This window comes from Rhizobium sp. L9, assembly GCF_002531885.1.
In the GTDB taxonomy this organism is placed as follows: domain Bacteria; phylum Pseudomonadota; class Alphaproteobacteria; order Rhizobiales; family Rhizobiaceae; genus Rhizobium.
The window spans coordinates 96,999-121,412 of sequence record NZ_NWSZ01000023.1 but is presented as its reverse complement, the minus strand read 5'-3'; the positions used below and the strand labels follow the sequence as shown (position 1 = coordinate 121,412).

General features: G+C 60.8%; 29 protein-coding genes and 1 pseudogene. 11 read left to right on the top strand and 19 right to left on the bottom strand.

Translation table 11 applies throughout. The features are described 5' to 3' along the window. Positions 1-15: 15 nt before the first annotated feature. The 5 genes and pseudogenes from CO660_RS22555 to CO660_RS22535 all read left to right on the top strand — a co-directional run bounded on the left by CO660_RS22555 (position 16) and on the right by CO660_RS22535 (position 5,075). Positions 16-960, top strand: coding sequence for a dihydrodipicolinate synthase family protein (locus CO660_RS22555; RefSeq protein ID WP_097600578.1), 945 nt, complete (start codon positions 16-18; stop codon positions 958-960). A gap of 115 nt (positions 961-1,075) precedes the next feature. Beyond that, positions 1,076-1,206, top strand: a pseudogene (locus CO660_RS33945) (ABC transporter ATP-binding protein); the annotation flags it as partial. Positions 1,207-1,461: 255 nt separating this feature from the next. Beyond that, positions 1,462-2,556 (top strand): hypothetical protein, encoded by a 1,095-nt coding sequence (locus CO660_RS22545; RefSeq protein ID WP_097600626.1) that lies wholly within the window; start codon positions 1,462-1,464, stop codon positions 2,554-2,556. 255 nt (positions 2,557-2,811) lie between these two features. Continuing rightward, positions 2,812-3,729, top strand: a complete 918-nt coding sequence (locus CO660_RS22540) for a DMT family transporter (RefSeq protein ID WP_097600625.1) — start codon at positions 2,812-2,814, stop codon at positions 3,727-3,729. Positions 3,730-4,082: 353 nt separating this feature from the next. Further along, entirely contained in the window at positions 4,083-5,075 is a 993-nt protein-coding gene (locus CO660_RS22535; protein WP_245421358.1) for a DUF4105 domain-containing protein, read from the top strand. A 75-nt stretch (positions 5,076-5,150) separates the two neighbouring features. Here CO660_RS22535 and CO660_RS22530 read toward each other — a convergent pair whose 3' ends face one another. Then, positions 5,151-6,398 carry a DUF763 domain-containing protein gene (locus tag CO660_RS22530; RefSeq protein ID WP_097600576.1) on the bottom strand — a complete coding sequence of 416 codons (1,248 nt, stop codon included), beginning with the start codon at positions 6,396-6,398 and terminating at the stop codon, positions 5,151-5,153. Positions 6,399-6,503: 105 nt separating this feature from the next. On the opposite strand from CO660_RS22530, the gene CO660_RS22525 reads away from it, so the two are divergent. Then, positions 6,504-8,039: a phospholipase D-like domain-containing protein gene (locus tag CO660_RS22525; RefSeq protein ID WP_097600575.1), complete on the top strand. Its 1,536-nt coding sequence runs from the start codon at positions 6,504-6,506 to the stop codon at positions 8,037-8,039. Here the strand turns inward: CO660_RS22525 and CO660_RS22520 are convergent. After that, positions 7,986-8,945, bottom strand: a complete 960-nt coding sequence (locus tag CO660_RS22520) for a lysylphosphatidylglycerol synthase domain-containing protein (RefSeq protein ID WP_097600574.1) — start codon at positions 8,943-8,945, stop codon at positions 7,986-7,988. The genes CO660_RS22525 and CO660_RS22520 overlap by 54 nt on opposite strands. Positions 8,946-9,061: 116 nt before the next feature. On the opposite strand from CO660_RS22520, the gene CO660_RS22515 reads away from it, so the two are divergent. Further along, a complete protein-coding gene (locus CO660_RS22515; protein WP_097600573.1) occupies positions 9,062-9,790 on the top strand; it encodes an endonuclease/exonuclease/phosphatase family protein in 729 nt (242 codons plus the stop codon). Positions 9,791-10,110: 320 nt separating this feature from the next. Here CO660_RS22515 and CO660_RS22510 read toward each other — a convergent pair whose 3' ends face one another. The 5 genes from CO660_RS22510 to CO660_RS22490 form a co-directional block, all read right to left on the bottom strand. After that, positions 10,111-10,362, bottom strand: a complete 252-nt coding sequence (locus CO660_RS22510; protein WP_097600572.1) for a hypothetical protein — start codon at positions 10,360-10,362, stop codon at positions 10,111-10,113. A 107-nt stretch (positions 10,363-10,469) separates the two neighbouring features. After that, entirely contained in the window at positions 10,470-10,982 is a 513-nt protein-coding gene (locus CO660_RS22505; protein ID WP_097600571.1) for a hypothetical protein, read from the bottom strand. A gap of 93 nt (positions 10,983-11,075) precedes the next feature. Continuing rightward, complete coding sequence (locus tag CO660_RS22500; RefSeq protein ID WP_097600570.1) at positions 11,076-12,212, bottom strand: FAD-binding oxidoreductase; 1,137 nt, start codon at positions 12,210-12,212, stop codon at positions 11,076-11,078. Positions 12,213-12,278: 66 nt separating this feature from the next. Continuing rightward, positions 12,279-13,817 carry an amino acid ABC transporter permease/ATP-binding protein gene (locus tag CO660_RS34345; RefSeq protein WP_097600624.1) on the bottom strand — a complete coding sequence of 513 codons (1,539 nt, stop codon included), beginning with the start codon at positions 13,815-13,817 and terminating at the stop codon, positions 12,279-12,281. 78 nt (positions 13,818-13,895) lie between these two features. Further along, positions 13,896-14,723, bottom strand: coding sequence for an ABC transporter substrate-binding protein (locus tag CO660_RS22490; RefSeq protein WP_097600569.1), 828 nt, complete (start codon positions 14,721-14,723; stop codon positions 13,896-13,898). A 180-nt stretch (positions 14,724-14,903) separates the two neighbouring features. Between CO660_RS22490 and CO660_RS22485 the strand changes: the two genes are divergently transcribed. Continuing rightward, entirely contained in the window at positions 14,904-15,974 is a 1,071-nt protein-coding gene (locus CO660_RS22485) for a LacI family DNA-binding transcriptional regulator (RefSeq protein ID WP_097600568.1), read from the top strand. Positions 15,975-16,004: 30 nt separating this feature from the next. Here CO660_RS22485 and CO660_RS22480 read toward each other — a convergent pair whose 3' ends face one another. The 5 genes from CO660_RS22480 to CO660_RS22460 all read right to left on the bottom strand — a co-directional run bounded on the left by CO660_RS22480 (position 16,005) and on the right by CO660_RS22460 (position 17,832). Next, positions 16,005-16,268, bottom strand: coding sequence for a hypothetical protein (locus CO660_RS22480; RefSeq protein WP_097600623.1), 264 nt, complete (start codon positions 16,266-16,268; stop codon positions 16,005-16,007). A gap of 100 nt (positions 16,269-16,368) precedes the next feature. Then, positions 16,369-16,599, bottom strand: a complete 231-nt coding sequence (locus CO660_RS22475) for a hypothetical protein (RefSeq protein ID WP_097600567.1) — start codon at positions 16,597-16,599, stop codon at positions 16,369-16,371. A gap of 205 nt (positions 16,600-16,804) precedes the next feature. Beyond that, on the bottom strand, positions 16,805-17,053 hold the full coding sequence (locus CO660_RS22470; RefSeq protein ID WP_097600566.1) for a hypothetical protein: 249 nt from the start codon (positions 17,051-17,053) through the stop codon (positions 16,805-16,807). Positions 17,054-17,118: 65 nt separating this feature from the next. After that, positions 17,119-17,526 (bottom strand): hypothetical protein, encoded by a 408-nt coding sequence (locus CO660_RS22465; RefSeq protein WP_097600565.1) that lies wholly within the window; start codon positions 17,524-17,526, stop codon positions 17,119-17,121. Positions 17,527-17,541: 15 nt separating this feature from the next. Continuing rightward, positions 17,542-17,832: a hypothetical protein gene (locus tag CO660_RS22460; protein WP_097600564.1), complete on the bottom strand. Its 291-nt coding sequence runs from the start codon at positions 17,830-17,832 to the stop codon at positions 17,542-17,544. 383 nt (positions 17,833-18,215) lie between these two features. Here CO660_RS22460 and CO660_RS33405 point away from each other — a divergent pair, with 383 nt between their 5' ends. The 3 genes from CO660_RS33405 to CO660_RS22445 all read left to right on the top strand — a co-directional run bounded on the left by CO660_RS33405 (position 18,216) and on the right by CO660_RS22445 (position 19,232). Beyond that, positions 18,216-18,464, top strand: coding sequence for a hypothetical protein (locus CO660_RS33405; protein WP_176536349.1), 249 nt, complete (start codon positions 18,216-18,218; stop codon positions 18,462-18,464). A gap of 133 nt (positions 18,465-18,597) precedes the next feature. Continuing rightward, complete coding sequence (locus CO660_RS22450) at positions 18,598-18,960, top strand: hypothetical protein (protein ID WP_097600563.1); 363 nt, start codon at positions 18,598-18,600, stop codon at positions 18,958-18,960. Positions 18,961-19,007: 47 nt separating this feature from the next. Continuing rightward, positions 19,008-19,232, top strand: coding sequence for a hypothetical protein (locus CO660_RS22445; protein WP_097600562.1), 225 nt, complete (start codon positions 19,008-19,010; stop codon positions 19,230-19,232). A gap of 299 nt (positions 19,233-19,531) precedes the next feature. Here CO660_RS22445 and CO660_RS33400 read toward each other — a convergent pair whose 3' ends face one another. From CO660_RS33400 to treZ, 7 genes are all read right to left on the bottom strand, one after another. After that, on the bottom strand, positions 19,532-19,693 hold the full coding sequence (locus CO660_RS33400) for a hypothetical protein (protein ID WP_164517833.1): 162 nt from the start codon (positions 19,691-19,693) through the stop codon (positions 19,532-19,534). 83 nt (positions 19,694-19,776) lie between these two features. Continuing rightward, positions 19,777-19,965, bottom strand: coding sequence for a hypothetical protein (locus CO660_RS22440; RefSeq protein WP_088685813.1), 189 nt, complete (start codon positions 19,963-19,965; stop codon positions 19,777-19,779). 9 nt (positions 19,966-19,974) lie between these two features. Beyond that, positions 19,975-20,157: a hypothetical protein gene (locus tag CO660_RS33930; protein ID WP_097600561.1), complete on the bottom strand. Its 183-nt coding sequence runs from the start codon at positions 20,155-20,157 to the stop codon at positions 19,975-19,977. 10 nt (positions 20,158-20,167) lie between these two features. Further along, a complete protein-coding gene (locus CO660_RS22430; RefSeq protein ID WP_097600560.1) occupies positions 20,168-20,383 on the bottom strand; it encodes a hypothetical protein in 216 nt (71 codons plus the stop codon). 103 nt (positions 20,384-20,486) lie between these two features. Then, a complete protein-coding gene (locus CO660_RS34340) occupies positions 20,487-20,618 on the bottom strand; it encodes a hypothetical protein (protein ID WP_280953008.1) in 132 nt (43 codons plus the stop codon). Positions 20,619-20,647: 29 nt separating this feature from the next. Continuing rightward, on the bottom strand, positions 20,648-22,609 hold the full coding sequence (malQ, locus tag CO660_RS22425; protein WP_097600559.1) for a 4-alpha-glucanotransferase: 1,962 nt from the start codon (positions 22,607-22,609) through the stop codon (positions 20,648-20,650). After that, positions 22,606-24,402: a malto-oligosyltrehalose trehalohydrolase gene (gene treZ / locus CO660_RS22420; RefSeq protein WP_097600558.1), complete on the bottom strand. Its 1,797-nt coding sequence runs from the start codon at positions 24,400-24,402 to the stop codon at positions 22,606-22,608. Before treZ ends, malQ begins: the two co-directional genes overlap by 4 nt. Between the last annotated feature and the right edge of the window lie 12 nt (positions 24,403-24,414).

Genomic DNA, 24,414 nt, shown 5'->3' with positions numbered 1-24,414 from the left:
CGACGGGGGAGAAAAATGAGCATCGCGATCATGCGCAAGGCGCTTAGGGGCGTGTCGGGCGTTCCCGTCACGGCTTATGACGCCGGGGGCGAAGTCGAGGCCCGGATTACCGCGAAGGTTTATGAACGGGTAGCCGCGGCCGGCATTCACAACATCGTCGCAGCCGGCAATACCGGGGAATTCTATGCCCTGACGCCGCAGGAGATCCGGATCGTCCACGAGGCGGCGGTTTCGGGCGTCGACGGCCGCGCGCCGGTGACGGCGGCGATCGGCCGGTCGCTGCGCGAGGCGATCGGCATGGCCAGGGATGCAGCCGCGATCGGCGCCTCCGCCGTCATGTCGCATCAGCCCGTCGATCCTTTCGCGGCACCATCGGCCCAGATCGATTATTTCTGCAATCTCGCCGATGCATCCGCCCTGCCGCTCGTCGCTTACGTCAGGGCCGAGGGTTTCACCGTCGCCGAGATCGTCCGCCTCGCCAACCACGGCAATATTGCCGGCATCAAGTTCGCCACGACTGATCTGATGCTGCTGTCGCGGGCGATCCCCGCCGCCCATCCGGATGGCGCGCTATTCGTCTGCGGCCTGGCGGAGAGCTGGGCGCCGACATTCACCGCAGCCGGCGCGCGCGGCTTCACCTCAGGCCTCGTCAACGTCGCCCCGAAGCTTTCGCTCGCCGTCCACGAAGCGCTTGAAAAAGGCGATTTCGCCGCGGCGAGAGCGATCGTCAACAAGCTTGAACCCTTCGAGCGGATGCGCACCAAATTCCGCAACGGCGCGAACGTCACCGTCGTCAAAGAGGCCGTCACCTATTCCGGCCTCGATGCTGGCCCGGTGCGCGTGCCGGGATTGACGCGGCTCGACGCGCAGGATCGCGACGAACTGCATCGGCTGCTTCGAGGCTGGGAGGCCGAAGGCGATATCCAAACAGACTGGCGGGACGTCAAGGCAGCGGGCTGAATTCGAACATCATTCCCGCACCCCTATACGCATGGGCTGCCGGCTTCCCTGCCGAAGATCGAGTATCCGCCGACCCGGCTGCCGATCCTGAAGCGCGATCCCGATTTCGCAGTGGAGCCGCGTCGCCATCATGGAAACGGGTGAGATCGTCGAACAGGTCTATATTGAAGCCTTGTGAAAGGCGCGGTCGAACATCCCTATTCGCTACGCTTGCTGCGGGCTAGCCGTATGTATGGTCGGGTCTAGCTCTCCTCCTCTTCCAGAGAAAAGCTAGCAGTCCGCTTCAGCCTCAGTGCACAGTCCCCAACGGTGACCGCCCGCGTAGCTCCATAGTGCCCTCAGTTTTTTGTGAAGAGGTGCCGGCCTCGAGAGACAACCAGAGTGACACTTGACCCGCGCACAATGTATCAATGCGATCATTACCGCGAAGCTGTCACCCGCTTCGATCAAAATTCTTATCGGGCGTATCCTCAGCCTCAATATTCGAAAGACGTCATTCTCGTGCCTGCCCTCGTTCTTCCCAGCCGCCCTTTATCGCTTGCACCTGATGTGATCTCCACGCCGCGGGCTTACTTCTGGGCCACTCCCGTCATCGCGGCACTGGCGGTGTTTATAGTCACCTGGCAAGCGCCCGGCATCATCAGGGATTTTCAGATCAGCCAAAATCCGTTGGCCCTTGAGAATGGTGACGTCCAAAGCGGGAGATGCACGACACGCAAGCTCTTCTTTACCGACTGTGAGGCGCGCATCGTCTACAATTACGACGGCTGCAAATACGACACGGAAGTCGAAGTGATGTTCGTCGATTTTCATACCGGCGACTATGAAGCCGGCGTGGTGATCTCGGCCGATCATCCGGAATTGGCGACAATGAGCCTCGGTCTGGACAAGCTCTGGAACCGGATCATAACCCTCATCGTATTTGCCCTGTTTCTTGGCAGCATGAGCCTTGGAACACTGTTCCAGGCCCTGCGGATATGGAGGGTCAAACGGCATCTGCGCCAGCCGGCGTTCTTGGATACCATACCGGTGGAAATTGCTGCGTTTCATCGCAAGCGCAACATTCTTTCCGTCACCTACAATGACAAGATCGCCAACGGTCGGACTGGTCGATCAGCCTACACCCAGATGAAGGGAGGTCAGGAGCCTTTGATTGTGGGGGAGGCAAACGGCAAAGCCGTGGGCTTGGCGGTCCGGCATGGCAGGACAGCGCTGCCAGTGCTTCTGGATGATCGTCTGCAGCGTATTGGGCTGACGGATGACGAGCGAAAGGTTGCGCTTGCGCAATTCTCCCAGCACGGCGGTGGCCAGACTGTGCCGGTCTTGATCGGCAAGCGCGGAAAAACGATGTCAGTCGCGGGCCGGCTGCGGCTGTTTTTCGGCACCCTCTTTTTGATCCTGGCCGGCTTCATCGGTTTCTGGCTTTGGCATGTGACGAGTGCCAGCACACCTTTCCAGTCGCCGGGGATGGATATCAACAATCTCATGCCGACACCATTGAACAAATGGGGATGCATTCAATTGCGGAAGCGGTTCGGCCAGGATCGAGCTCCGTTCGGATGCGTTGCTGACGATTACACAAGCTGGAAATACTGAAGACAGGCCGGGCCTCCCGCTCGCGCTCAACCTGGCGGACACTGGCGCAGTTTGGCCAGCATAAAGCGCCGTGCGTCCTTCGGACGCACGATGGACGCTCTAATATTATAGAACAACGCATCGTGTTTTCCGAAAACCGATTCCGCCTTTCGAACCTATGCGCTAATGCAGCGCAGGATGGTTGACATCGGCAGCGTTAGGGTCGAATCCGCACCTGGCCGCGCACGCGCGGCCGTTTTTGCGAGGATGCGAGAGATGAAGACGAAGGCGGCTGTCGCCAATGCCGGAAACCTGATCATGACGGGCGTCGCGCTGATGCTGCTCGGGGATCTGCTGTTTGCGCTGAACGATGCGATGGGCAAATGGCTGGTGGCGAGCTTTGCCGTCGGCCAGGTGCTGGTGATCCGCTCGGTCGGGGCCTTCATCGTGCTCGGGCCGATGATCCTGGGGCAGGGACCGATGGCGCTCATCCGCGTCGAGCAGAAAGGCTTGCAGTTCATGCGGGTGGTCTTGGCGACCGCCGATGTCGCGATGTTCTACGCGGCCGTCGCCTATCTGCCGCTCGCCGACGTCATGACCTTCTACATGGCCGGGCCGATCTACATTGCGGCGCTCTCGCATTTCTTTCTCGGGGAAAAGATCGGCTGGCGCCGTTGGCTCGCCGTTCTGGTTGGCTTCGCCGGCGTCGTTATCGCACTGCGCCCTTCGACGGCGATGCTGTCGCTTCCCTCGCTCTTCGGCCTCGCCGGCAGCTTTTCCTTCGCGCTGTCACTGGTGATGAGCCGCTACCTTCGCTCGACCAGCGACACGACGCTGGTGACATGGCAAACGGTCGCCGCCCTTGCCACCGGCATCGTGCTCAGCATCGGCAACTGGCAGCCGGCAACATCAATCGATTGGGCCGGCATGCTGCTGCTCGGCATCGTCGCCACCTGCGCGCATCTGCTCATCACCCGCTCGCTCAAGCTCGCGCCGGCGTCGCTGCTGGCGCCGCTCCAATATACGCTGCTGCTCTGGGCGATCGTACTGGGCTACATCTTCTTCAACGATATTCCCGATATGCAGATCGTCGTCGGCGCCGCAATCATCGTCTTTGCCGGCCTGTTCATCTTCCACCGAAAGAACCTGAAGGAGACAGTGCCGGCGGAAGCCGTCCCCCCGGACGGGCATTGACGAACCGGATCGGCGTCTTGCCGGGAAGGATCATCTCTTGCTGACGCCGCTCCGACGGGCACGGACATATCGCCCGGATATATTCGATGGTCGTCCGCTCGTAACACCCTTTTGTTTTGTCCAATGCGGACTGGACAAGCGTCCTCGGTTCAAGACAGATTGTTCTGCCCGTCACGAGAGCCGCGTCTCCGGATAAATACGCCTTCTCGGCCCTCGTCACATGCCCGGGACATCGAATTCATCGATTGACCTTCAACCAAGGCCAGGAAGGCGTCATGAGTTTCAACAACAGCCAAAGTGCATCAAGATCTGCAGGCCGCGGACGGCGGCAAGCGCCCCTGCTCGTTCGCATAATGTTCTGGGCTGCAAAGGCTGTCTTCTGGTTAGCGTTTCTGCTGGCGACCATATGGGCCTCTCTCGCGCTGTTTTATCGTCTGCCTGTTTCCCTGCCGATCCGACAGGTCGCAGCAGGAGTCCTCGCATCGGTCGGTGTAGCCGCGGCAGTTTCCATAATCTGGAAGCCACGCTCCTTGGTTATCCTTCCTTTCGTCCTTTGCTTTGCAGGCATCGCCGTGTGGTGGAACTCAATCAAGCCGCCGGTGACGTCCGACTGGGCGGGAGACGTCGCCAGGCAGGTGACAGGCACGGTCAACGACAACATCCTCACGCTGACCAATGTCAGAAATTTCACCTGGAAAACGGATGGCGGTTTTGTGGAGAAATGGGAGTCGCGCACCTACGACCTGAACACGCTCAGGAGCCTCGATTTGTTCATGTCATATTGGGCAGGGCCTGAGATGGCACACATGATCCTGAGTTTCGGGTTCGACGACGACCAATACCTGGCATGGTCGATCGAAGTGCGGAGGACGGCGGGGGGTAAATTCTCTCCGATCGGCGACCTCTTCAAAAGCAATCCCCTCGTCATCATCGCGGCCACCGAAAGCGACGTCATTCTTGTTCGATCCAACATACGCGGCGAGGACGTTCAGCTTTTTCGCATGGGCGTTCCGCCGGCCAATGCCACTCGCCTTCTCCTGCAATATGTGAGCGATGCGAACACGCTCGCCGAACACCCGCGCTTCTACAACTCGCTCACGACCAACTGCACCACGACTGCCGCCAAAATGATGCGGGCCGTCGGCGCTGCATTTCCGTTCGATTGGCGGCTGATCGTGAACGGTTACCTTCCGGAATTCGCCTATGACCGGAAAGCACTCGACATGAAGCTACCTTTTGAGGAGTTGAAAGCGGCGGCGCATATCGCCGCACGGGCAAAAGGTGCCGGCGCCTCCGACGATTTTTCGAAAGTGATCCGTGAGGGTGTGCCTTCACCGGGCGATTGAACAGCGCATCGGCCTGAAAATCCGAATCGATGGCATGATGCCGCCCGAAATCGCTGAGACATTCGCCGTCATGCCCTAATCCTCACCCCCGGGAGGCTCCCAGCCGAAGACGCTGCGGCCGCCGAAATCGGCGGATTGGCGGAATTCGCCGGCGATGATCTCTTTGAGATCGGGACCCGTGACATAGCGTTCCATCTGCCGCGATTGCTCGTCCAGGCGCTTCAGCGCCTGCAGCTCCTCTTCACGCCCGAGCCTGCCCTTCAGCACCGCCGATTTCATCACGCCGATCGTTTCGTCATAGACCTTGAGCGGTACCGGGAAGGGATGGCGATCCTTGCCGCCATGGGCGATCGAGAAGCGCGCCGGGTCGGAAAAACGGCAGGGCGCGCCGTGTACCACTTCCGCCACCATCGCCAGCGCCTTCACCGTCCGGGCGCCGACGCCTGGAACGAGGAGCAACTCCTGAAAATCCACCGGCCCGCGGTCGGCCGCTGCCGCCAGATTTCCATGCAGGCGGCGCATGTGGACATCGCTCTCGCGCACGTCGTGATGAGCGGGCATGATGAGATGCGGCAGCATCGGCTGTGCAGCGGGTTCGGGCGCCGGCTCCTCCACACGCATCAGCGCGGCCGCCTCGCGGATGATTCTGTCGGGGCCGAGGGTCGCGAGCAGATCCAGCTGGCCGCGCCGCGAGCGCTCTGCGCGTTTGTCGGCGAGATTGACGATTTCGCCCTGACTTCTGCCTTCAATTGCTGCATGCGGCGAGTCGACGAAACTTTCAAGCCCTTCGGAGAGCCAGTGATAACGCCGCGCCTGCCGTCTGTCACCGTTCATGCCCTGCTGCACCACCACCCAGTGGCCGTCATCGGCGACGATGAAGCCGTGAAGATAAAGGTCGAAGCCGTCCTGAAGCGCGGCGCTGTCGACCTTGGCGATGAGGCGGCTCGTCGTCGCAAGCCCCTCGCCGTCGAGACCGACGCGCTCGCCGATCGAGACGAGCTCCTGCGGGGTTCTGCGCGAATGCGCCCCGCGTCCGCCGCAGACATGCAGGCCGAGCTCGCCGGCGCGCGGCTTCAGCCCGCGCTTCAATGCACCGAGAACGCTTGTCGTAATGCCGGAGGAATGCCAATCCATGCCCATGACCGCGCCGAAGGACTGGAACCAGAAAGGGTGGGCGAGCCGGCGCAGGAATTCATCGCGGCCATAATGATGAACGATCGCTTCTGTGATCAGCGTTCCCAGCCGCGTCATCCGGTCGCCAAGCCAATGCGGCACGCGCCCCCCGTGAAGGGGAAGGTCGGCACTGCCTGCTCGTCGTGACATTTCTTTTCCTACATCTTCTATGCCCGTCCGCCCCGGCAGCAGCGTCCTGATCGGAACCGCGCGAAATTTCAGGCGTTTGCATTCAGTCAAATCGCAGAGGCAAACATGACCGCACTTCAAACCATGTCCGATCAACCGTACCTAACCCGAACAAAAGCGCAACATCCGAGCGGCGAAAAAGAGGGATCTACGGCATTGCGGCTCCAGGGACGTGCGGACAAAGCCGCCTTTCTGATCAATGGCAACACATATTTCGCCGAAGTTTCGCAGGCGCTGCGGCAGGCCCGCCGCAATGTGTGGATCATTGGGTGGGATTTCCATCCCAATATTCGGATGGAGCCCGAAAAGTCCGACGAAACCTTGGCCGACCTGCTGCATGCGCTGGCAGCGGAAAATCCCGAGCTCGAAATTCGCATCCTTATCTGGGCGCTTGGGCCGATCTATTCGGACAAATCGATCGATCTGCTTCGAAAGAAGAATTTCCCCAAAAATACCAGAATCGATTTGCGTTTTGCTCTTCAAGGGGCGCTGCGCGGCTGTCATCACCAAAAGCTCGTCTGCATCGACGACGCGGTCGCCTTCATCGGCGGGATAGACCTGACGGCGCGGCGATGGGATACGAGGCGTCATCGCGCCAAGGACAGGCTGAGGCGGGACCCCGAGGGTACCCCTTACGATCCGCTGCACGACGTGCAGGCAATGGTCACGGGCTCCGCCGCCCGGTTGATCGGCGATATCGCCAGGCGGCGCTGGGAGGAAGCCACCGGCGAAAAGCACCTGGCGCTCGCCGACAACATGCCGTTCGCCTGGCCGGATACCCTTTCCGTTTCGCTGCGGGACGTCCCTGTGGGTTTCGCCCTGACAGAGCCGGCGACCACCTGGCGTAGGGGCATCAGCGACGGCATCGCCTCGACCTTGGAGATCATCGCCCGAGCCCGGCGCCAGCTCTACATCGAGGCGCAATATCTCGCCTCCTTCCGGGTTGCCGACGCCATCGCCGCTCGATTACAGGAAAGGGACGGGCCGGAGGTGGTCGTCATCTGCACGCGCAGCTCTCACGGACTGATCGAAAAGCTCGTCATGGGCGGCAATCGCGACCGTGTCATCCGCCGCCTCAAACGGGCCGATCGCGCCAACCGCCTGCGGGTCTACTACCCCGTCGTGCCCGGGCCGAAAGTGCCGGGGCCTGAAGCCCCCCGGCAGTCAGCGCAGGCGGACTGCGAAGTTGAGGTGCTCATCCATTCGAAACTGATGATCGCCGACGACGAGCTGGTCCGCATCGGCTCTTCCAATCTCAACAATCGTTCGGAAGGGCTTGATTCGGAATGCGATCTGCTGTTCGAGGCTGTAAATGCAGACCATCGTCGCGCCATTTCGGAGCTGCGTGATCGGCTGCTGGCGGAATATCTCGGGACGGCCCCCGAGACTTTTGCCGTCGCCTTCGGGCGAAGCGGCTCGATGATCGGGGCGATTGACGCGCTGAACGGTGGCGCTCGCGGCCTCAGGGAATTTGCCATCGAATTGTCAGGCAGCATCTCGCCGATCACCGGCACCGCGATCTTCGACCCGGCCCGGCCCTTCCTCCTCTTACACCGACTGGGCCTCGGCGCTCTCGTCCGCCTCTTCACTCGCACCGCTTGAGCGCCGGAAGATGAGTTCGATGCTCAGGAGAAGCGTCGTGCCGAGCGCCAGCGGGATGAAAAAATAGGCGCAGCGGAAGGCGATCAGCGCACCGATCGACGCCTCCTGCGGCACGACATGGGAGACGGTCGCTTCCAGCACGCCGAGACCGCCGGGGACGTGCGTCGCAAGGATCGCCGAATTTGCCAGCACGTAAGCCGTAACCGACCGGAAAAAGGCAACGTCGCCGAAGGTCGAAAGCATCTGGTGCAGGCAAGCGGCCACCAGCATGAAGTTGACTGTCCCGACGCCCACCTGCGCCACGGCGATCGAAAAGCGTGGCAGTTGAAACGACCAGCGCCAAAGCCGCAGCTTGCCGCGGACGAAAAACGCCAGGCCCGCATAGACCACAGGCACGATCAGGGCCAGCACCCCGAAGATGCGGACGCTTCCCGCATCGGCGCGCATGAGGCGTGCCGCGTCGGAAGGATTTATGATCAGCGCAAGGCCGCCGAGCGTGACGAGCCCTAGTCCGACGGTGACGCCGCAAAACAGGATAATCTTCGCCACGTCCTCCGTCGTCAGCCCCCAGCGCGAATAGTACCGATAACGGAAGGCGCCGCTGCTCAGGCCGGCAAAGCCGATATTGTGGCCGAGCGAAAGGCTGATGAACGATGCGAGCACGATTTTGCGATAGGGCAAGGATTTGCCGAGCGAACGGATCGCCAGGAGATCAAAACAGCTGAGGCAGAGATAGGATGCCGCCGCGAAGACGAGCGCCGTGAGGAAGGTCGAAAGAGGAATGCTTCGAACCGATTGAACGATCTCATCGAGGCTATATTGTTGGAAGATCCGGTAGAGAAGAAAGACCGCAAGACAAAGGGCAGCCACGAGCAGTGCGTTCATGATAATGCTTTTCAAGCTCATCGATCATCCATTTCAAAAGTGCGGGCGACAGGCCCTATCATCCGGAACGATCAAACGAGTTCCGTGTTCCCCCGGGGGAAGAAAACCTCCCGCGCGATCAAGCTTCCAACGGGCCTATGCCGGATAAATCAATCAAATTGCTCACTTATAACGTGCACAGCTGCATCGGCGGCGACCGGAAACTCGATCCCGGCCGCATCGCTTCCGTTATCGCCGAGACGGAGGCAGATATTATCGCGCTTCAGGAAGTCGACGTCGGTAGGCGCAGGACCGGCGGCATCGACCAGGCGCATGTGATCGCTTCGCTCTTGAAGATGCAGGCGCATTTCCATCCGGCGCTGTCGATTGCCGAAGAACAGTACGGCGATGCGATCATCACCGCCCTTCCGACAGGCGCGATCAAGGCAGGCCCCCTGCCCTCCGTCGGCGAAGCCCGGGGCGCGCTTTCCGTCGAAGTCACGGCGGGCGACAGGAAGCTGCTCGTCGTCAACACCCATCTCGGCCTTCGCGGCCGCGAACGGATCCGGCAGATGACGACGCTGCTCAATTCCGGCTGGCTGCATGGGACGGCGGAAACTCCGTTGCCGACCATCCTCTGCGGCGATTTCAACGCCATCCCCTCGTCCGCAACATATCGGCTCGTCGCGCGCTCCCTTAAGGATGCGCAGATTGCCGCAGGGGGCGCGCCGAAGGCGACCTTCCCCGCCCGCTATCCGCTGATGCGCCTCGACCACATCTTCGTCACTGAAGACCTCGTCGTCCAACGGGCAACAGTTCTCCAAACCCGCCTGACGCGGGTCGCCTCCGACCACCTCCCTCTCCTTGCAGAAATCAGTTTCGCCTGATCGCTCGCCAGTAGCCGAGCGGCCGGACACGGAATCCCCGGAGAAAACGACACTCGACGTCATTCAAAGCGACATTGAAGCGGATATTTCACGAACTATGCGTTATGAAATATTCATTCCGCTGATTGGGTGTCGGATGGGAACGAATAGAGTCGATTCGAGCGGATCCTTCACTCGAGATCGCAGCGACGAAGGAACTTGCCGATGAGACCAGAACGCTCCTGCAGCTGATCGACCATTTCCAGCTGGATGAAATAGACGCCCGCCGCGTTGCCGCTGCCTAGAACATGTCGCGCAAAAGAGTACAACACGCGGGTGCGTCAGTGGTGGCTGTAGAGCGGCGGCGCCACCTCTTCGTCGGCGAGTTCCGGGTAGAGATGCCTGCGCGTGCGAGCAAGTGTCTCCGCCTCCCTGCGGTTTCGCTCCAAGAGCGCGGCGGTAACATCCTTGTAGGGGCCGCCATCCGATTGGGCGACGCGGACGGTTCCGCCCTGCGAGAGGAAGTCGCAGAACGATCGTACCGAGCGAAGACGCGTCGTAATCTCGACATAGCGAGCGTCGTGTCCAGCCATGTTTGCCTCCGTTAAAATGGTAGATGTCACGAACACTTCGGCGAGATGATGGCGCCCCCTTCATAGTGAAGAATCGATACGCGATCACGCAGAACCACCGGCAGCCATTACCGCCGCGCGAGCTTTCGATTCATCGTAGCGATGGCCAGGGGCAGTGCCGTTGTCGCCACGGTTCCCCAAGGCAGCCGTCTCAACCCCCTGGTGATGAGAAATGCAACGGCCATCGCGCCGGCGAGCTTTAGCCAAGGCTGATCACCGAGCTGGGCATGGGCGCTGGAATCAGCCCACCTGACGTTTTCGGTTACGACGGTCGCGGCCTGGCGTCTGATTCCATGAAGGCGAGCTCGCAGAATTTCCAGTTCCCACTTCAATTCCTGCAGTCGGCTTTCCAGGATCTGCTCCCCGGAAGTCGGCACCGGTTCTGCCACGTGATTTTCGGGCGGTGCGGACGCATCTCCGCCCAATGTGGCAAAGTAGGCGCGGTATTCGGCCTCGCTCGCGAACCCCTCACGCCGAACGAGATCCGGATTGATGGTCGATTCTTCTCCATTCGGCATTGAAGCGGCGGCATCGCCGCGATCATTTTCGGCGCCGAAGGCGGCGGCCTCATCCTTGATCATGATGCGTCTCCCGTTGGTTCCTTTCGGCAGAACGTTCGATGGCTCAAATTGATCCGTCCGACGTCAGGCTGGCGACCATCCGCATCGTGGCTGTCACCGGGACGCCGCGCTGAAGCGCTCAGGGCGGAAGTCGGAAAGCAGCGGATGGCGGCGGCCCATGGCGATCTCGTCCGCCAGCAGTTCGCCGGCGATCAGGCCAAGGGTGGCGCCGCTATGGCTGAAGGCGACGAAATAGCCCGGAATCGATGACAACTCGCCGAAAACCGGCTCGCCATCACCCGGAATCGGTTTCGGACCGACCCCATAATCTTCGATCTCAAGGACCGGATTGCCTTCGAGGACTCTCGACGCTTCTCGCAGCAGTCCCTGCAGCGTGGATTGCCTGACATTGTAGCTGCCGTCGGGGTTGGCGCTCACCTCTTCCTCCGACCAGGCGGAATCGAGTGCGAAGCCGCCATTGGGCATCGGTCGAATGGCGATGCGCGGGGTGTTGAGCACGGCCTTCAGCGGGTGGCTGATCGGCTTTGTCCTGACAAGAAGGGCGATGGGTGTCGCATCCTCGATCTGCTGGCCAGCCTCAGCAACAATTGCGGGAACCTTGCTGCCTGCAGCAAGTAGCACGGCGTCGGCGTCGTGACGCGCGCCGTCCGCCGTGATTACGCGGTGGGCGCGCCCGCTGCTGACATCGACCGCCGCGCGTCCGGCATCCGTGATGATCTCGCCGCCAAGCGCACGGAATTCTTCCGCAAGCCTGCCGATCAGAGATGGAAGATCGACCCACCCCTCCCCCGGGTTGAAGATTGCGCCTTGCGGCGTCACAGCGCTCCGGTCGACGCCGGGCGTCACCGCAGCGATCCTCTCCGGGGTGAGCCATTGAGCGTGATAGCCGAGGTCACGTTCATGGTCGAAGATTTCGGCGATCTCATTGCTGGCGTCGTCCGCATCCCAGGTCAGCCCGCCGTCAAAGCGCAGCCATGAGGCATCGGGGTATCGAGCAGCCAGCGTGCGATAGCGGTCAATGCCTGCCAGACGCAGCCGGTGATAGGCATCGGAGCGTTTTCGCGCCGAGTTCAGCCAAGCGAGAGATCGGCCGGAGGCACCGTTGGCAAGCGCGCCGTCATTGACAAGCAGTGTATCAACCCCGAGTCGAGCCAAATGGAGCGCAGTCGAGACGCCGAAAATCCCGCCGCCGATGACAACGACCTTCGAAGGTTTGGTGTAAGCATTCATGTCGGGTACCCTATTCCTGCTCTTGTTTGATCGAACCGAATTGCGCCGCGTTGCCGGCCTGGCGCCTCAGAGAACTTCCGCAAGGAAGCGCTTCAGCCGCTCGCTTTGCGGATTGTCGAAAATCTGCTGCGGCGAGCCGGCTTCGATGATACGGCCCTCGTCCATGAAGACCACCTGGTCGGCCACGCGGCGGGCAAATCCCATCTCATGCGTCACCACGGCCATGGTCATGCCCTGACGGCCGAGCGTCGCCATCAGGTCGAGCACGCCCTTCACCAATTCGGGATCTAGCGCGCTCGTCACCTCGTCGAACAGGATGACCTCCGGATCCATGGCCAGCGCCCGAGCGATCGCGACGCGCTGCTGCTGCCCGCCGGAAAGGCCCGCCGGCCGGTGATCCCCGCGCGCGGCCAGACCGACATCAGCCAAGCGCGCTTCGGCGACGCGCCGCGCCTCCTGCCTCGGCATCTTTTTGATCTTCGTCAGCGCAAGCATGACGTTTTCGAGAGCGGTGTGATCGGGAAACAGGTTGAAGTGCTGGAACACCATGCCGACCCGGCGACGAAGCTTTTCCGGCCTTATGGTCAGGATGCTTTCGCCGTCGAGCCGTATGTCGCCACCCTTCGGCTCGACAAGCCTGTTCATGCAACGCAGCAGCGTTGATTTTCCTGAGCCGGAAGGGCCGATGATGCAAGTGACGGTTCCGGCGGGGATATCAAGATCGACACCCTTGAGTACCTCGAGTTCGCCGTAGGACATGCTCAAATCCCGGATTTGAAGGGTCCCGCCCCTGAAATGCCGGTGATCGCAGCTCGCGGCGTCGACGATGGAGTGGGGACCGGCTGCCGCCGCAAGCTCGCTCACCTCGACCAATCCGCTCGCAGGACTGGGACCGCGCCCCTGCTTACCCAATCGCAGCCTCGCATCGATATAATTGACGAAATGGGTCAGCGGCACGGTGATCACGAGGTAGAAAACGCCTGCCAGCAGCAGCGGCGACAGATTGCCGGTCACCACCGCCTGGTCTTGCCCAACGCGGAAAATCTCTCGCTCGGAGGCGAGCAATCCGAGGAAATAAACGAGGCTCGAATCCTTGACGTTGCCGATGAACTGGTTGACCAGCGCCGGCAGTACGCGCCTGATGCCCTGCGGTATGACAATCAGGCGCATGCCTTGCCCGTAGCTCATGCTGAGCGCCCGGCAGGCCTCCATCTGCCCACGCTCGACGCTTTGGATGCCCGAGCGAAAGATTTCGCCGATATAAGCGCCAGCGATCAGGCTGAGCGCAAGAATTCCCAGCGGGAACGGCGACGGACCGAAGATATCGCGTCCAATCCGGGCAAAGCCCTGGCCGATGATCAGGATCGTGACGATCGCCGGCAGCCCGCGGAAGATATCGGTGTAGATGCGCGCCGGCAGCCGCAGCCACCGAGACTGCGAGATGCCCATGACGGCAAGAACCATGCCGATGATGACGCCGAGCACGGTCGAAGACGCGGCCAGGATCAAAGTATTCTTCAGGCCGACATTGATCATGCTCGGCAGCACGTCCGCCATCGCCTCCCAGTCGAGGAAGCTGCGGCGCAGATTCTCAAGCCAATTCATAAAAATCCCCATCGAAGCCCTTGTCGGGCGTGCCGCCATCGAGGTCAGCCGTCCGTTTTCGACGGACGGCTCGCGGCCTCACTTCTTGGGGAGATATTGGTCCGGCATCGGCGAGCCGGGGAACCACTTCTCATAGAGCGTCTTCCAGGTGCCGTCCTGCATTGCCTCGTGAAGGGCGCCGTTCAGTGCCGTGCGGAAGGCATCGTTGCCCTTTCTGATCACGAAGCCCGCCGGCGCATCGAAGGACGGGATGTTGACGGCGACTTTCAGCGCGGGATAGCGCTCGCCATATTGTTTGGCCGCCTCGTAGTCGAGGAAATGCGCATCGATCGTGCCGTTGTTGAGAGCGGCGACGGCGGAATTGTTGTCGGGAAATTTCACGAGATCGGTTTCGCCAAAATTCTTGGCGGCGTAGACTTCCTGTAAGGTTCCCTGCACGACGCCGAGCCGCTTGCCCTTCAGCCCGGTCGCGTCCTTGATGGCGGAGTCCGACGTCAGCACGGAGAGATAACCGGCGAGATAGCCGTCGGAGAAGTCCACGGTCTTCTTGCGGGCTTCGGTGGTTCCGATCGCGGCGACGGCAACGTCGAACCGCTCGTTTGCCACCGATGGCAGGAGCGCCGAAAATTCCTGGCCGGTGAACGTGACCTTGTCTTTCGCAAAGCCGAGCCGGGACACGACGTTGAGAAACAGTTCGATGTCGAAACCGGTGAACTGGCCATCCGCGGTCGCAAATGTATAGGGCTTGGCATCGCCCATCGTGCCGACGCTGATGACGCCGGGCTCGATCAGATTATAGGGATTGTCGGCCGCCGTTGCCAACCCGACTCCCATCGCCAGAAAGCAAGCCGCGAGGCCGGCTTGCAGAGGCGCAATGACTGCCGGAAGTGATTCAAAAAGCTTCATGTTCGTTCTCCGCTCCAGAAGGAATGCTCTTGTCGGCATTATTCATTCAGCCGCCTTGCCGCCCTTCTGCGGCAACACGATCTGCACGGATACCGGTCTCCAATAAAAAGAGACCGGTCTCACCACGGATTTGATAACTGTCAATTGACCGGCCGTCAACAACTCTTGTAGTGCTGCGGCATGGAAGATTCCGCTGCTCCAAAACGTTCAGTCACGGTCGCCGACGTCGCGAAGGCGGCAAGGGTGTCGAAAGCGACGGCCGCCCGCGTGCTCGGCGGCTACGGCGTCGTCAGCGGCAAGATCAAGGATCAGGTCATGGCGGCGGCAGCCGCTCTCGAATACCGGCCGAACGAACTTGCGCGCAGCATGAGCACCGGCCGGTCCGGCATCATCGGGATCGTCGTCGGCGATATCGAAAACGCCTTCTTCAGTCTGGCGGTGCGCGGCATCAGCGATGCGGCTCGGCTCGCCGGCTTCGATGTGATCATCTCCAATTCGGGCGAGAAGCTCGAATCGGAGAAATCAGCCGTCGACCTCCTGATCGGCAAGCGTGTCGACGGCCTGATCGTGACGCCCGCGCGCTGTGACAGCTTCGACCATCTCCGACACGTCGGCCGCGCCGGTATGCCGCTGGTCCTCTTCGACCGGAGCATCGCGGAGCTCGATGTCGACGCCGTGACCGGCGATGATCGCGAGGCCGCCATCGCCGCTGCCCGGTTTATGGTCGACGCAGGACATCGACGTCTCGCTTACGTCTCGGCCATGGACGCTGAGGACGGCGGAGTGACCGATATCAGCCGGATATCGAATTCTGCCGTGCGTGAACGCGTGGAAGGCTTCATGAGCGTGCTGACGGAAGCGGGCTTGTCCGACCCCCTTCACTATGTGCGGCTTGGCGCGACCGATCAACCGCAGACGGACGCCGTGATCAAACGCCTGCTGGCGGACCCATTGCCGCCAACCGCGGTCCTCGCATCGGACAGCCTGGTGGGGCTGCGCGTCTTCAAGTCGCTGCAATCACTCGGTCTCTCAATTCCCGGCGATATCTCGATGATTTCCTTCCTGGATGCCGATTGGACAAGCGTGACCGTGCCGCCGATTACCGTCGTCGACCAGCGCGTCTACGAGATGGGCAAACTCGCCGGCGAGCGGCTCGTCGCCCGCATCGAACAGATTCCCCTTGCCGTTGAACGGCTGCGGGTCAGTACGAGCCTCGTCATCCGCAGTTCGGTCGCAAGGATTGGCGGGTGAGCTTGTTCCAAAGCAGGAATGAAGCGGCGTCTAATCGAAAAGCTCACCGTGGCCGATCTGCTCCCGCTTGCCCGGCACGTCGCTAATCACGGGATCGTCGGCAGGATCTGGATCTTTTTTATTTGCTTCGGTCAAAAATCGCGCCGCCTCGAGGAATGCGACCGAGATTTCCTCGGTTCCCCAACCGGCTTCATTGGCGGCTGCAATCAGCCTCTCCAAAGCGTCGCGCGCAGCAGCACTTGCTTCTTCGAAGCGCTGAGCGGGAGCCTCGGCTTTTGGCGGTGGAAAGGTCATCGGCGTTCCCTCCATGGTCTGGCTATCAGGATGAACGCAGCTCTTCCGAAATGGATGCACGACGAAGACAATTTAGCGGCGGATGCGCCTGCTCTCTCGATCAGATGACCGTCTGCAGCAGAAACGGGGACCGCTCCAGTGGACGCTGGGCGAGGATCCTAAGCATCGCCGGACCCTGTATGCCGGTTGTCGTGCGCAAGCGGCCATCGTGATAGACGACCGTCATGACCTGGTTGAGAATATCATAGCGTATCTCGGCGATCGTCCGGGTGTGAACCGGAAATACGAATTCGTCGGGCACATATATTTGTCCGGAGGTCTTCAAAGTCATCGCGATGCCCCAACGATAACAGCGCTCTGTTCCTCGCCCCCTGTTTCAGTGCATCCGGCCGGAAATCATAAGCGCTAAGCGGCCCAATCAAGCATATATTTCGCCCATGGTCGCGTGACATCAGCGTGACATGCAGTTTCGTCTGAGAAAATGCTTAGAAACCAGCAACTTCTGAAAGCGGCAAGAGCCCGAAAAAGTCCCGCAATCAGTGCAATGTCGTCTGTAATGCGTGGACCCGAGCCACCTCCGGCCAGCGTTCGCTCCCGCGCGCGAGCGACCGGACGGCCTCGTCCACCGCAAGAACCGCGTCCCTCAGCCGTTCGATCTCATAACCGAGTTCATATCGCTCGACCTCATCAAGATCATGCCTGTCAAGCAACCCTCTCGCCGCTTCGATCAAGCGCTCCGAGCGCCGGACAATATCGAGAGCGCTTCGTATAAGGACGTCGAGCATGCATTTCCCTCCTTGCCCGACAGAGAGTCGGGCAGAATCGGGACGCTGGCAATCCTGAAATCTTGTCAGATTCGCTCGCGCATCCTTTCGTACAAATCCTTGAGTTCGCGCAAGGCCGACGGCCCACGATGGCGCGGTGGGGAGAGCTGACGCGAGGCAAGCGCCAACAAACCCGCGACGGCAGCCATGAGGGCAAAGGATGACAGCGGATAATGTTTCACCAGAGCTCCGGTCTGGCGGGCAGCCTCTTCGGCGCCGGCCTTTGCCGATCGCCCGGCGCTGATCACTTGCTGCTGAAGCCTATCGACCTGTTGCCGCAGAGCGCTCAATTCTGTGCGCAAATCGTCCTCGGCCTGGCGGGGGACCCCGACGGAGGCGGTGTTGATATCGATGATCGCTCTCGGAACCGGCTCGCCGATTTTGGCTCCTTCGGTATCAAGCGTCGTCCCCACAGTGTTCTTGCGGCGCGGCATGATCAGGTCTCCTTCCTAGTCGTCGTCGAGCGAAAAAACCGGTCGGTAATGGCGCTGGGAAATCACCAAGCTTCGGTCGGGCTGGATAATATAAATCTCCTCGACTTGCCGCCCCCATTGATCCGTGAAGGTGTGCGGAAAGGATGAACCGACCGGGGATTTCGTCAGCTTTGTGCGCGGTTGCCCCTGATAGGTGATGCTGCCCGGAATGGGCTCAAGTCCCGCCGATGAGTAGCTGCCTGCACTGGTCGTGCAACCAGTCAGCCCGATGGCCATAACCAACCCAAGCCCCATGCTCCGCCTCATCGAATCCTCCGGCTGCTTCGGCATTCGCCTGTCGCACAAATAACAAGGCGCGGCGGACATTGTTCCGGAACCCGGTGGCAGCAGGCAGGAGTTCCTCTTCGAACAGGAACACCGGGGCGGCGGTTATTTCGAAGCGAAGCGCGGCGCTGCGTCGATGCGTATCGCCGACGCGGAAGCGCCGAACTGGCGCGCCAACGTTTCATCCAGGCCGCCCATTGCGGCCGGTGTCCTGGCGTAAAGGCAAGAGAGGCTCCGAAGCGCTCGAATAGCGGCTCCGTGCGCTAACGCACCAAGGAAACAGGCCGCTTGGTATCAAACGGGGCGGCTACTATCTTGATTAGGTGAAGAGCGATGACGTTAACCGGCAATCGTGGCGGACTTTCATGTCGATTTTCTACCGACCGATACTCCCGCAGGATTTCAGATGCCTGTCGAAGGCTGTCATGAGCTGGTATCGCCATTTCGGCGTCTCGGTAAGCGAACACGACAGCCAGATCCTGTGCAGCGCCGCCATCCAGCTCTTCAATGAAGGCAAGACCGATGTCGACGAACTCGCCGCAGGATTGATCGAGATGTTTCCCGCCCCGGATCTGCTCAAGATCAATGCTGCCACCTCTCACTCGATCCACTAACATCTGCTAACCTTTGCTTCGGCGAGCCGAAGTTGCCGCAAACAAGAGGCGAAGCTCCTCCTTCGCGCGGTGCCACCCACTCTCGGAACAGGGTGCGCTTTGCCGCGTTCTCACGGTCTGAAGGAGGTGCGTTATGGCCAAGACAAAGATTCCGAAGAAGATTGCAGGTTACAAGGTGCCGAAAGCCATCCGAAAGAATTCGATACTGAAAACCTTACTGGCGAGCCCCACCGGTCGTGACACGCTGGGAAAGGCGCTGATTGCGGGAGCCGGCGCTGCTGCGGCCGTGCTGGTGGAGGACCGCGAGGACATTGCCGGCGCCGCAAAATCGAGTACGCGCAAGAGCGCGAAGACTCTTGGGCTGGTCGGGCAGGCCTTCCATAGTGCCGCCGATGCGGCCATCGATGTTGTGCGTGAGGCCGCCAGTTCGGCGCTTCCGAAGAATATCCGGAAGCAGGCGGAAGAAAACCCTCGGAAGGGCGTCGCCGTGCATTAGATGCGACGCCGCCCCGAAAGCATTCGAAGCGAAAGCTGGAATCTCTCTTGCGCAAACGCGCCGATAAAGGCGTCTTGTCTCAGGCCAAAGCGGCCGCGACGGCCAAGGCGCTCGGAAAGCTTGTGCGCAAGCACCCTCTCATCGCGGCCGAGATTGCCCTGGCGGGAACGGCCAGAGGCATCGCGGTCGCGGCCGAGGAAGTAAAGCATCGCATTCTACCTGATCATGATGTCGAGGAAATCGGAGACAAGGATTCCGGGGAAATCGACTGAAAGACCAGGATCTGAAGGAGCCTGGCGAGCCCATTCTGAAGGAAAAGCGGGCCAATATCACACCGAAGCAGCTGATCAAGGCTGTGATGAAATCACATTCGCAGGCCACCAAGAAAGAAATCGTTTCGTGCGGCCTTCTACGCTTTTATTGCACATGCCGGCAACGACCCCGAAATGGCCGGCATCCTTAGGAGTTCGCGATCACCCAGCGTGCCGACGAAATCGAGTGAAACTGCGGCGGCCGAAGACATCGGCGTCCCAAGCGTGGATGAAATCCTGGCCCGCCGTCGACCGGACAACTAAAGCTCGTCGCTGCGGCGCTTTACCGCGTGTTTTACAGCCAGCAAATGTCGGCGCCGTTCGATCATGTAGTCAGCATAGCCGACGCAGATGTAAAGCAATGTCGGGCCGGCGTAGATGACGATGAGAGCCAGTGCAACAAGGATGAATGCGGTCGTCATGGTCTGTTTTCCGTCATGTTGATCATGTGAAGCGGTGGACCTCGTGCTTTGGGCTCATCGGGTTCTACCGCCAGGTCTGTCCCTCACTTCTCTCTTGCGTCGTGGGTGTGGTGGCGATCATGCTCGCCGCCGCCGCCCGAAACCTTGCTTCGCGTACGTCTATCCGGCTCGGCTGGCGGCTTCGGTATCTCGAGCGGCGCCTTGGCGTTTTCATGGGATGCGCCTGGGCCGCCCTGGCGGATAGTCGATGGGCTCTTCTTCGACGTAGACATCGATGCCTCCTACCTGTCCTGCTGGTAACCCTGATGGGTGGTGTTGACTTTGGTGTTTCCTAGTTGACCCTTCTTATGAGGGTTTTCGTTGCCGCTTGCCACCGCAGTATCCTCTGACTCGGTCTGCCGGGGCTTGCCGGCTCCCTTGTTACTGACGTTGTCGGCGGGAATGGGAGGTAATCTGCTGCTCATCACCTTGTCCTCATTTAGGATTCCGATTGGAGCTGTGATCCGAGTATTGCTCGGTCTGAATCGTCTTGCCGTCGAGACCGCGCTCTTTGGAGTGCCGGGTCTTGTCACGGTTCGAAAGAACTGTGTTTGCGGGAAGCTTTTCCTCGTCGAGATTGGTCATCGCGCCGCTTCCGTCGCCCTTCCCCTTCGCGCCCGCGCCAATGTGCTTCCGGTCGGCATGTGCCATGGTTTTCTCCTTCCATTTGTGGAGTCAAACACGCCAAGCTCATGGAGGTTCCGGGATGCGAAACTCAAATCGCCTGACGCTCGAGCGGACAAGCTGAGACGTCCTAAGGCTTGTCCAGGTGCCGCTGCAGTTCGCCCTTGGGAATGAAATTGTCGGTGCTGCCCGGCTCATGATCGGGATGCGATACCTTCACGTCGAGATCGTCAGGAAGCGACAATGCCTGCTTGGCGTTCATGATGCCCACCGGTACGCGTTCCACGGTCTCTATGGCGACTTCGACAAGCGGTCTTTGGCTTCTCGGCGATCCTTATCCTGGCTATTCGAAATCCGCCTGCTCCCTGGTCGTCCCCTTGCCGCCTGAATCCGTGGCCTTTCCTCCCCCATCGCCGCCGTAATGCGATGCAGCAGACGGTTCGACGCCAGGTCTTCCAGCGAAACCGACAGCTTAGGCTTCCAGTTGGGGTAGCTGTCATTAGTGCCAGGGATATTGGTGGGCCTTTTCTCGTCGGTAAGGTCGGCAAGCCGAACCGCGACAAGAAGCGACGGAGTACGGGCGATGAAGCGGTAGGCGCTGACCGTCAATTCCCTCAAAGTCTCCCGGCCGGCCCTCGCACTAAGACCTGCCGGCACGTCGATGCCGGCAGCGAGGAGCGCGGCCTTCAGATTTCGTCGCTCGCGCCGGCGGTGCTGGAGATGTTTTGCCGTGAGATCGGGCGGCACGATGCCGTGGTCGCGGCGATCCTGGATGTCGGCGCTGCGCCACCAGCCGGCGAGCGTCTGATGGTCGTGCGTCGAAATGCAGGTCAGGCCAAAGACGGGATAGGCATCCGGCGGCTTGAAGCCTTTTTCGTCCTGTTCATAGGAGAGAATGCGATACGAAAGGATCTGCGCCGCCGCCAGCTCGTCAGGCAAATCCGGCGGGATCATTCCCAGCGCTTCGCCGATGACGAGGCATCGATACTTGGCGGAGGTCTCGGCCAGGATCTGCAGAAGCTGATGCTGGGGGTAGCGGACATAGGCGCCGCCATCTGGCCTGCTGCCGAGCGGCACCAGAAACAGGCGCCGGAGCGCCGGGGCGTGATCGATCCGGATCGCACCGGCATAGCGCATGGCGGCGCTCACCATGCGCCGGTAAGGCGAGCTGTCTCCCGAAGCGATCGCGGAAGGCAGATATCCGGCTAGATGCCAGTCCTGTCCCTCTACCGCGAATGGATCGGGAGGGCTGCCGATGGTCGCCTTCGAGATATAGACATCCGGCTCGCTCCATGTGGCCGATCCGTCGACCGCCTCGCCCACGGCGAGATCGAGATAAAGTCCGATCCGCAGGCCCGCTTCGCGCGCCCGGTCCGCTGCCTGAAGCAGTTGCTGATGAGCGAGCCACTGCAGCCACATGTGGAAGCGGACCTCGTCCGCATGCTTGCGCGCGAATTCGGCGACGGCGGCGCTGTCAGAGCGCCGGAAATCTGCCGGCCATCCCTGCCAGCCGGCGCCTGCACCACGCTCCACCATGGAAAGCGAAAGACATTCAAAGAGCGCATGTCGCTGCAAGCTGTTGCCGCCTCGCGTGACGAAGGCATCGAAATCAACGGGATCGTAAGTTTTATCGGCGACGCCTGCTTGGGGCCAGCCGCGCCAGAGATCCCGCAGAGCTCCAAGCTTGACCCTCGCAACTCCGACATAATCGACGAGGTCGCTTCGGCGAAGTCCCTCCAGTTGCCGTTCGAATTCGGCACTACTGACAAAACCTGGCAGTCGGTCGACCGCGATGTAGAGCGGGTTGAGATGCTGACGGCTCGAGGGCTCATAGGGGCTGCAGCGGTCGGGATCGGCGAGAAACGGTGCGTGCAGCGGATTGAGGCCGACGAAGTCAGCGCCGATCTTCCCCGCCAGGTCGGCCACGTCAGACAGATCCTCAAAATCTCCGATGCCCCAGTTTCGCGCCGACCGCAGTTCGTAAAGCTGCAGGCTGATCCCCCAGACCCGCGTCTTGAGCAGGAAGTCCGGCAGAAATGACTTGGGAATTACGTCATTCGCCGGCGCCGGCTCCTGCTCCCGCCGCGGTGCAACCGTCTGCCGATGGGTGGTTCCTGACAGATCGACTTCCAAAGCCGAGAGTATCTTCCGTTTGGTGTCGGCGGAAATCGCCACCTCGCGATCCTCGGGACTGGGCCTGGTCGGGCTGATCCCGTATCGCCGTGCGAGCTTTTCGAGCTCGGCGGATTTCATCGTCCGATCGCCTTCATGCCAGGCCCCTCACCCGAGATGCTCCAGATCACCGTCCAGGGCGCCAATTGTCCTCCATCGCAGCCGCCGAGGCGGAAGATCGTTTCGCCTTCTTCGCGCCGCCGAGGAAGCGGCGCCGCCTCGCCGCCGAGATTGGCATCCAGATGAAGGCGCCGGTCGCCGGCCAGGACCCAATCCACCGCGAGCGTTGCACCTGCGGAGCGATAGACCCCGTTTCCGCCTCTGGCTCCTTTCAGCAGGGGTACGATCCGTCTATGTCGGAGGTCGAGAAGCGTCTTGTAGAATTCAAGCATTTCCGATGAAACGCTTTTCGACCAGTCGAGCTTCGCGGCCGCAAAGGTCGACGGCGCCGTCGGATCGAGATGCTCGTCAACATCGAACCCCGGCAGGCGCGAAAGCTCCTCACGCCTGCCCTTTCTGACCTTTTCGTTCAGATCCTCGTTGAAATCGCAGAAAAACGGAAAAGGTTCTCGCGCACCCCATTCCTCACCCATGAACAGCATCGGTATCTCAGGTGCCAGCAGGTAGATCGATGTGACGGCCTTGATGGCATTGGTCGGGCTCGAAGCCATAATCCGGTCCCCGAGCGCCCGGTTACCGATCTGGTCATGGTTCTGGATAAAGGACACGAAGGCGGTGGGCGGCAAGTGGCCACTTGGCCTGCCTCGGCTTCCGCCGCGATACGGCATGTGCTCGCCCTGGAACACGAAGCCTTCCGCCAGCGCCCGGCCGAGCTTGCCGGCGTCGCCGACATAATCGGCATAGTAGCCGAAGGTTTCACCCGTGGCAGTAATATGCAGCACATGGTGGACATCGTCGTTCCATTGGGCCGTGAACAGCCTCGCCCCGCCATCTGCGTCACGTTTCAGAAGGTCGCTGTCGTTCTCCTCGTTTTCTACGATGAGATGAACATGCCGGTCACCGGCTTCAGCCCTGACGCGGCCGGCCAGTGCGTGAAGAAGGTGCTCAGAGCTGTCGTCCTTGATGGCATGGACGGCGTCGAAGCGAAAACCGTCGAGCCTGAACTCGCTAATCCAATAGATGGCATTCTCGATGATGAATTCGCGGATCATCTCAGAGCCGTCACCGTCATAATTGATGCCGTGGCCCCAGGGTGTCTTATGATGATCGGTAAACAGCGGTGCGTAGGAGGGAATATAGTTCCCATCTGGCCCAAAGTGGTTGTAGACCGCGTCGAGAAAGACCGAAATGCCACGTTCGTGCGCCGCATCCACCAGCGCCATGAGATCTTCCGGCCGGCCGTAAGTGCTGTCGGGTGCATAGGGAAGCACGCCGTCATAGCCCCAGTTGTAGCGGCCGGGGAAGTCGCTGAGCGGCATGATCTGCAGCGCCGAGACGCCCAGCTTCCGCAGGTGGTCGAGACGCTCGATCGCGGCCTTGAAAGTCCCCTGCGGTGTGAAGCAGCCGATATGCAGTTCGTAGATGACCATCTCTTCCCATGGGCCGCCTGCCCAGTCGCCCGTCTTCCAGCGATAGCGGGAAAGGTCGACCACTTCACTCGGACCATGCACATCCTGCGGCTGGAAGCGCGAAGCAGGATCGGGAATTTGAAGACCGTCCGGCAGGATGAAGCGATACTGCGTACCAGGGCCGGCATTCGCGACCGCGCACTTATGCCAGCCATCTTCAGCCGCTTGCATCGGGCGCGGATCAGAGCCTTCGATTTTCAACGAAACGCTTTCATGCAGTGGAGCCCAAAGGCGAAACAGAACGCCATCTTCGGTGAATGCGGGGCCGAACATCGTTTTGGTCAAGGGGAAGCCTTC

Excerpts from the sequence above, each read along its gene's own strand:
- CO660_RS22555 (WP_097600578.1), top strand. The coding sequence starts at position 16 with ATGAGCATCGCGATCATGCGCAAGGCGCTTAGGGGCGTGTCGGGCGTT.
- CO660_RS22540 (WP_097600625.1), top strand. The coding sequence starts at position 2,812 with ATGAAGACGAAGGCGGCTGTCGCCAATGCCGGAAACCTGATCATGACG.
- CO660_RS22535 (WP_245421358.1), top strand. The coding sequence starts at position 4,083 with ATGTTCTGGGCTGCAAAGGCTGTCTTCTGGTTAGCGTTTCTGCTGGCG.
- CO660_RS22530 (WP_097600576.1), bottom strand. The coding sequence starts at position 6,398 with ATGTCACGACGAGCAGGCAGTGCCGACCTTCCCCTTCACGGGGGGCGC.
- CO660_RS22525 (WP_097600575.1), top strand. The coding sequence starts at position 6,504 with ATGACCGCACTTCAAACCATGTCCGATCAACCGTACCTAACCCGAACA.
- CO660_RS22520 (WP_097600574.1), bottom strand. The coding sequence starts at position 8,945 with ATGAGCTTGAAAAGCATTATCATGAACGCACTGCTCGTGGCTGCCCTT.
- CO660_RS22515 (WP_097600573.1), top strand. The coding sequence starts at position 9,062 with ATGCCGGATAAATCAATCAAATTGCTCACTTATAACGTGCACAGCTGC.
- CO660_RS22510 (WP_097600572.1), bottom strand. The coding sequence starts at position 10,362 with ATGGCTGGACACGACGCTCGCTATGTCGAGATTACGACGCGTCTTCGC.
- CO660_RS22505 (WP_097600571.1), bottom strand. The coding sequence starts at position 10,982 with ATGATCAAGGATGAGGCCGCCGCCTTCGGCGCCGAAAATGATCGCGGC.
- CO660_RS22500 (WP_097600570.1), bottom strand. The coding sequence starts at position 12,212 with ATGAATGCTTACACCAAACCTTCGAAGGTCGTTGTCATCGGCGGCGGG.
- CO660_RS34345 (WP_097600624.1), bottom strand. The coding sequence starts at position 13,817 with ATGAATTGGCTTGAGAATCTGCGCCGCAGCTTCCTCGACTGGGAGGCG.
- CO660_RS22490 (WP_097600569.1), bottom strand. The coding sequence starts at position 14,723 with ATGAAGCTTTTTGAATCACTTCCGGCAGTCATTGCGCCTCTGCAAGCC.
- CO660_RS22485 (WP_097600568.1), top strand. The coding sequence starts at position 14,904 with ATGGAAGATTCCGCTGCTCCAAAACGTTCAGTCACGGTCGCCGACGTC.
- CO660_RS22480 (WP_097600623.1), bottom strand. The coding sequence starts at position 16,268 with ATGACCTTTCCACCGCCAAAAGCCGAGGCTCCCGCTCAGCGCTTCGAA.
- CO660_RS22475 (WP_097600567.1), bottom strand. The coding sequence starts at position 16,599 with ATGACTTTGAAGACCTCCGGACAAATATATGTGCCCGACGAATTCGTA.
- CO660_RS22470 (WP_097600566.1), bottom strand. The coding sequence starts at position 17,053 with ATGCTCGACGTCCTTATACGAAGCGCTCTCGATATTGTCCGGCGCTCG.
- CO660_RS22465 (WP_097600565.1), bottom strand. The coding sequence starts at position 17,526 with ATGCCGCGCCGCAAGAACACTGTGGGGACGACGCTTGATACCGAAGGA.
- CO660_RS22460 (WP_097600564.1), bottom strand. The coding sequence starts at position 17,832 with ATGAGGCGGAGCATGGGGCTTGGGTTGGTTATGGCCATCGGGCTGACT.
- CO660_RS33405 (WP_176536349.1), top strand. The coding sequence starts at position 18,216 with ATGTCGATTTTCTACCGACCGATACTCCCGCAGGATTTCAGATGCCTG.
- CO660_RS22450 (WP_097600563.1), top strand. The coding sequence starts at position 18,598 with ATGGCCAAGACAAAGATTCCGAAGAAGATTGCAGGTTACAAGGTGCCG.
- CO660_RS33400 (WP_164517833.1), bottom strand. The coding sequence starts at position 19,693 with ATGACGACCGCATTCATCCTTGTTGCACTGGCTCTCATCGTCATCTAC.
- CO660_RS22440 (WP_088685813.1), bottom strand. The coding sequence starts at position 19,965 with ATGTCTACGTCGAAGAAGAGCCCATCGACTATCCGCCAGGGCGGCCCA.
- CO660_RS33930 (WP_097600561.1), bottom strand. The coding sequence starts at position 20,157 with ATGAGCAGCAGATTACCTCCCATTCCCGCCGACAACGTCAGTAACAAG.
- CO660_RS22430 (WP_097600560.1), bottom strand. The coding sequence starts at position 20,383 with ATGGCACATGCCGACCGGAAGCACATTGGCGCGGGCGCGAAGGGGAAG.
- CO660_RS34340 (WP_280953008.1), bottom strand. The coding sequence starts at position 20,618 with ATGAACGCCAAGCAGGCATTGTCGCTTCCTGACGATCTCGACGTGAAG.
- malQ (WP_097600559.1), bottom strand. The coding sequence starts at position 22,609 with ATGAAATCCGCCGAGCTCGAAAAGCTCGCACGGCGATACGGGATCAGC.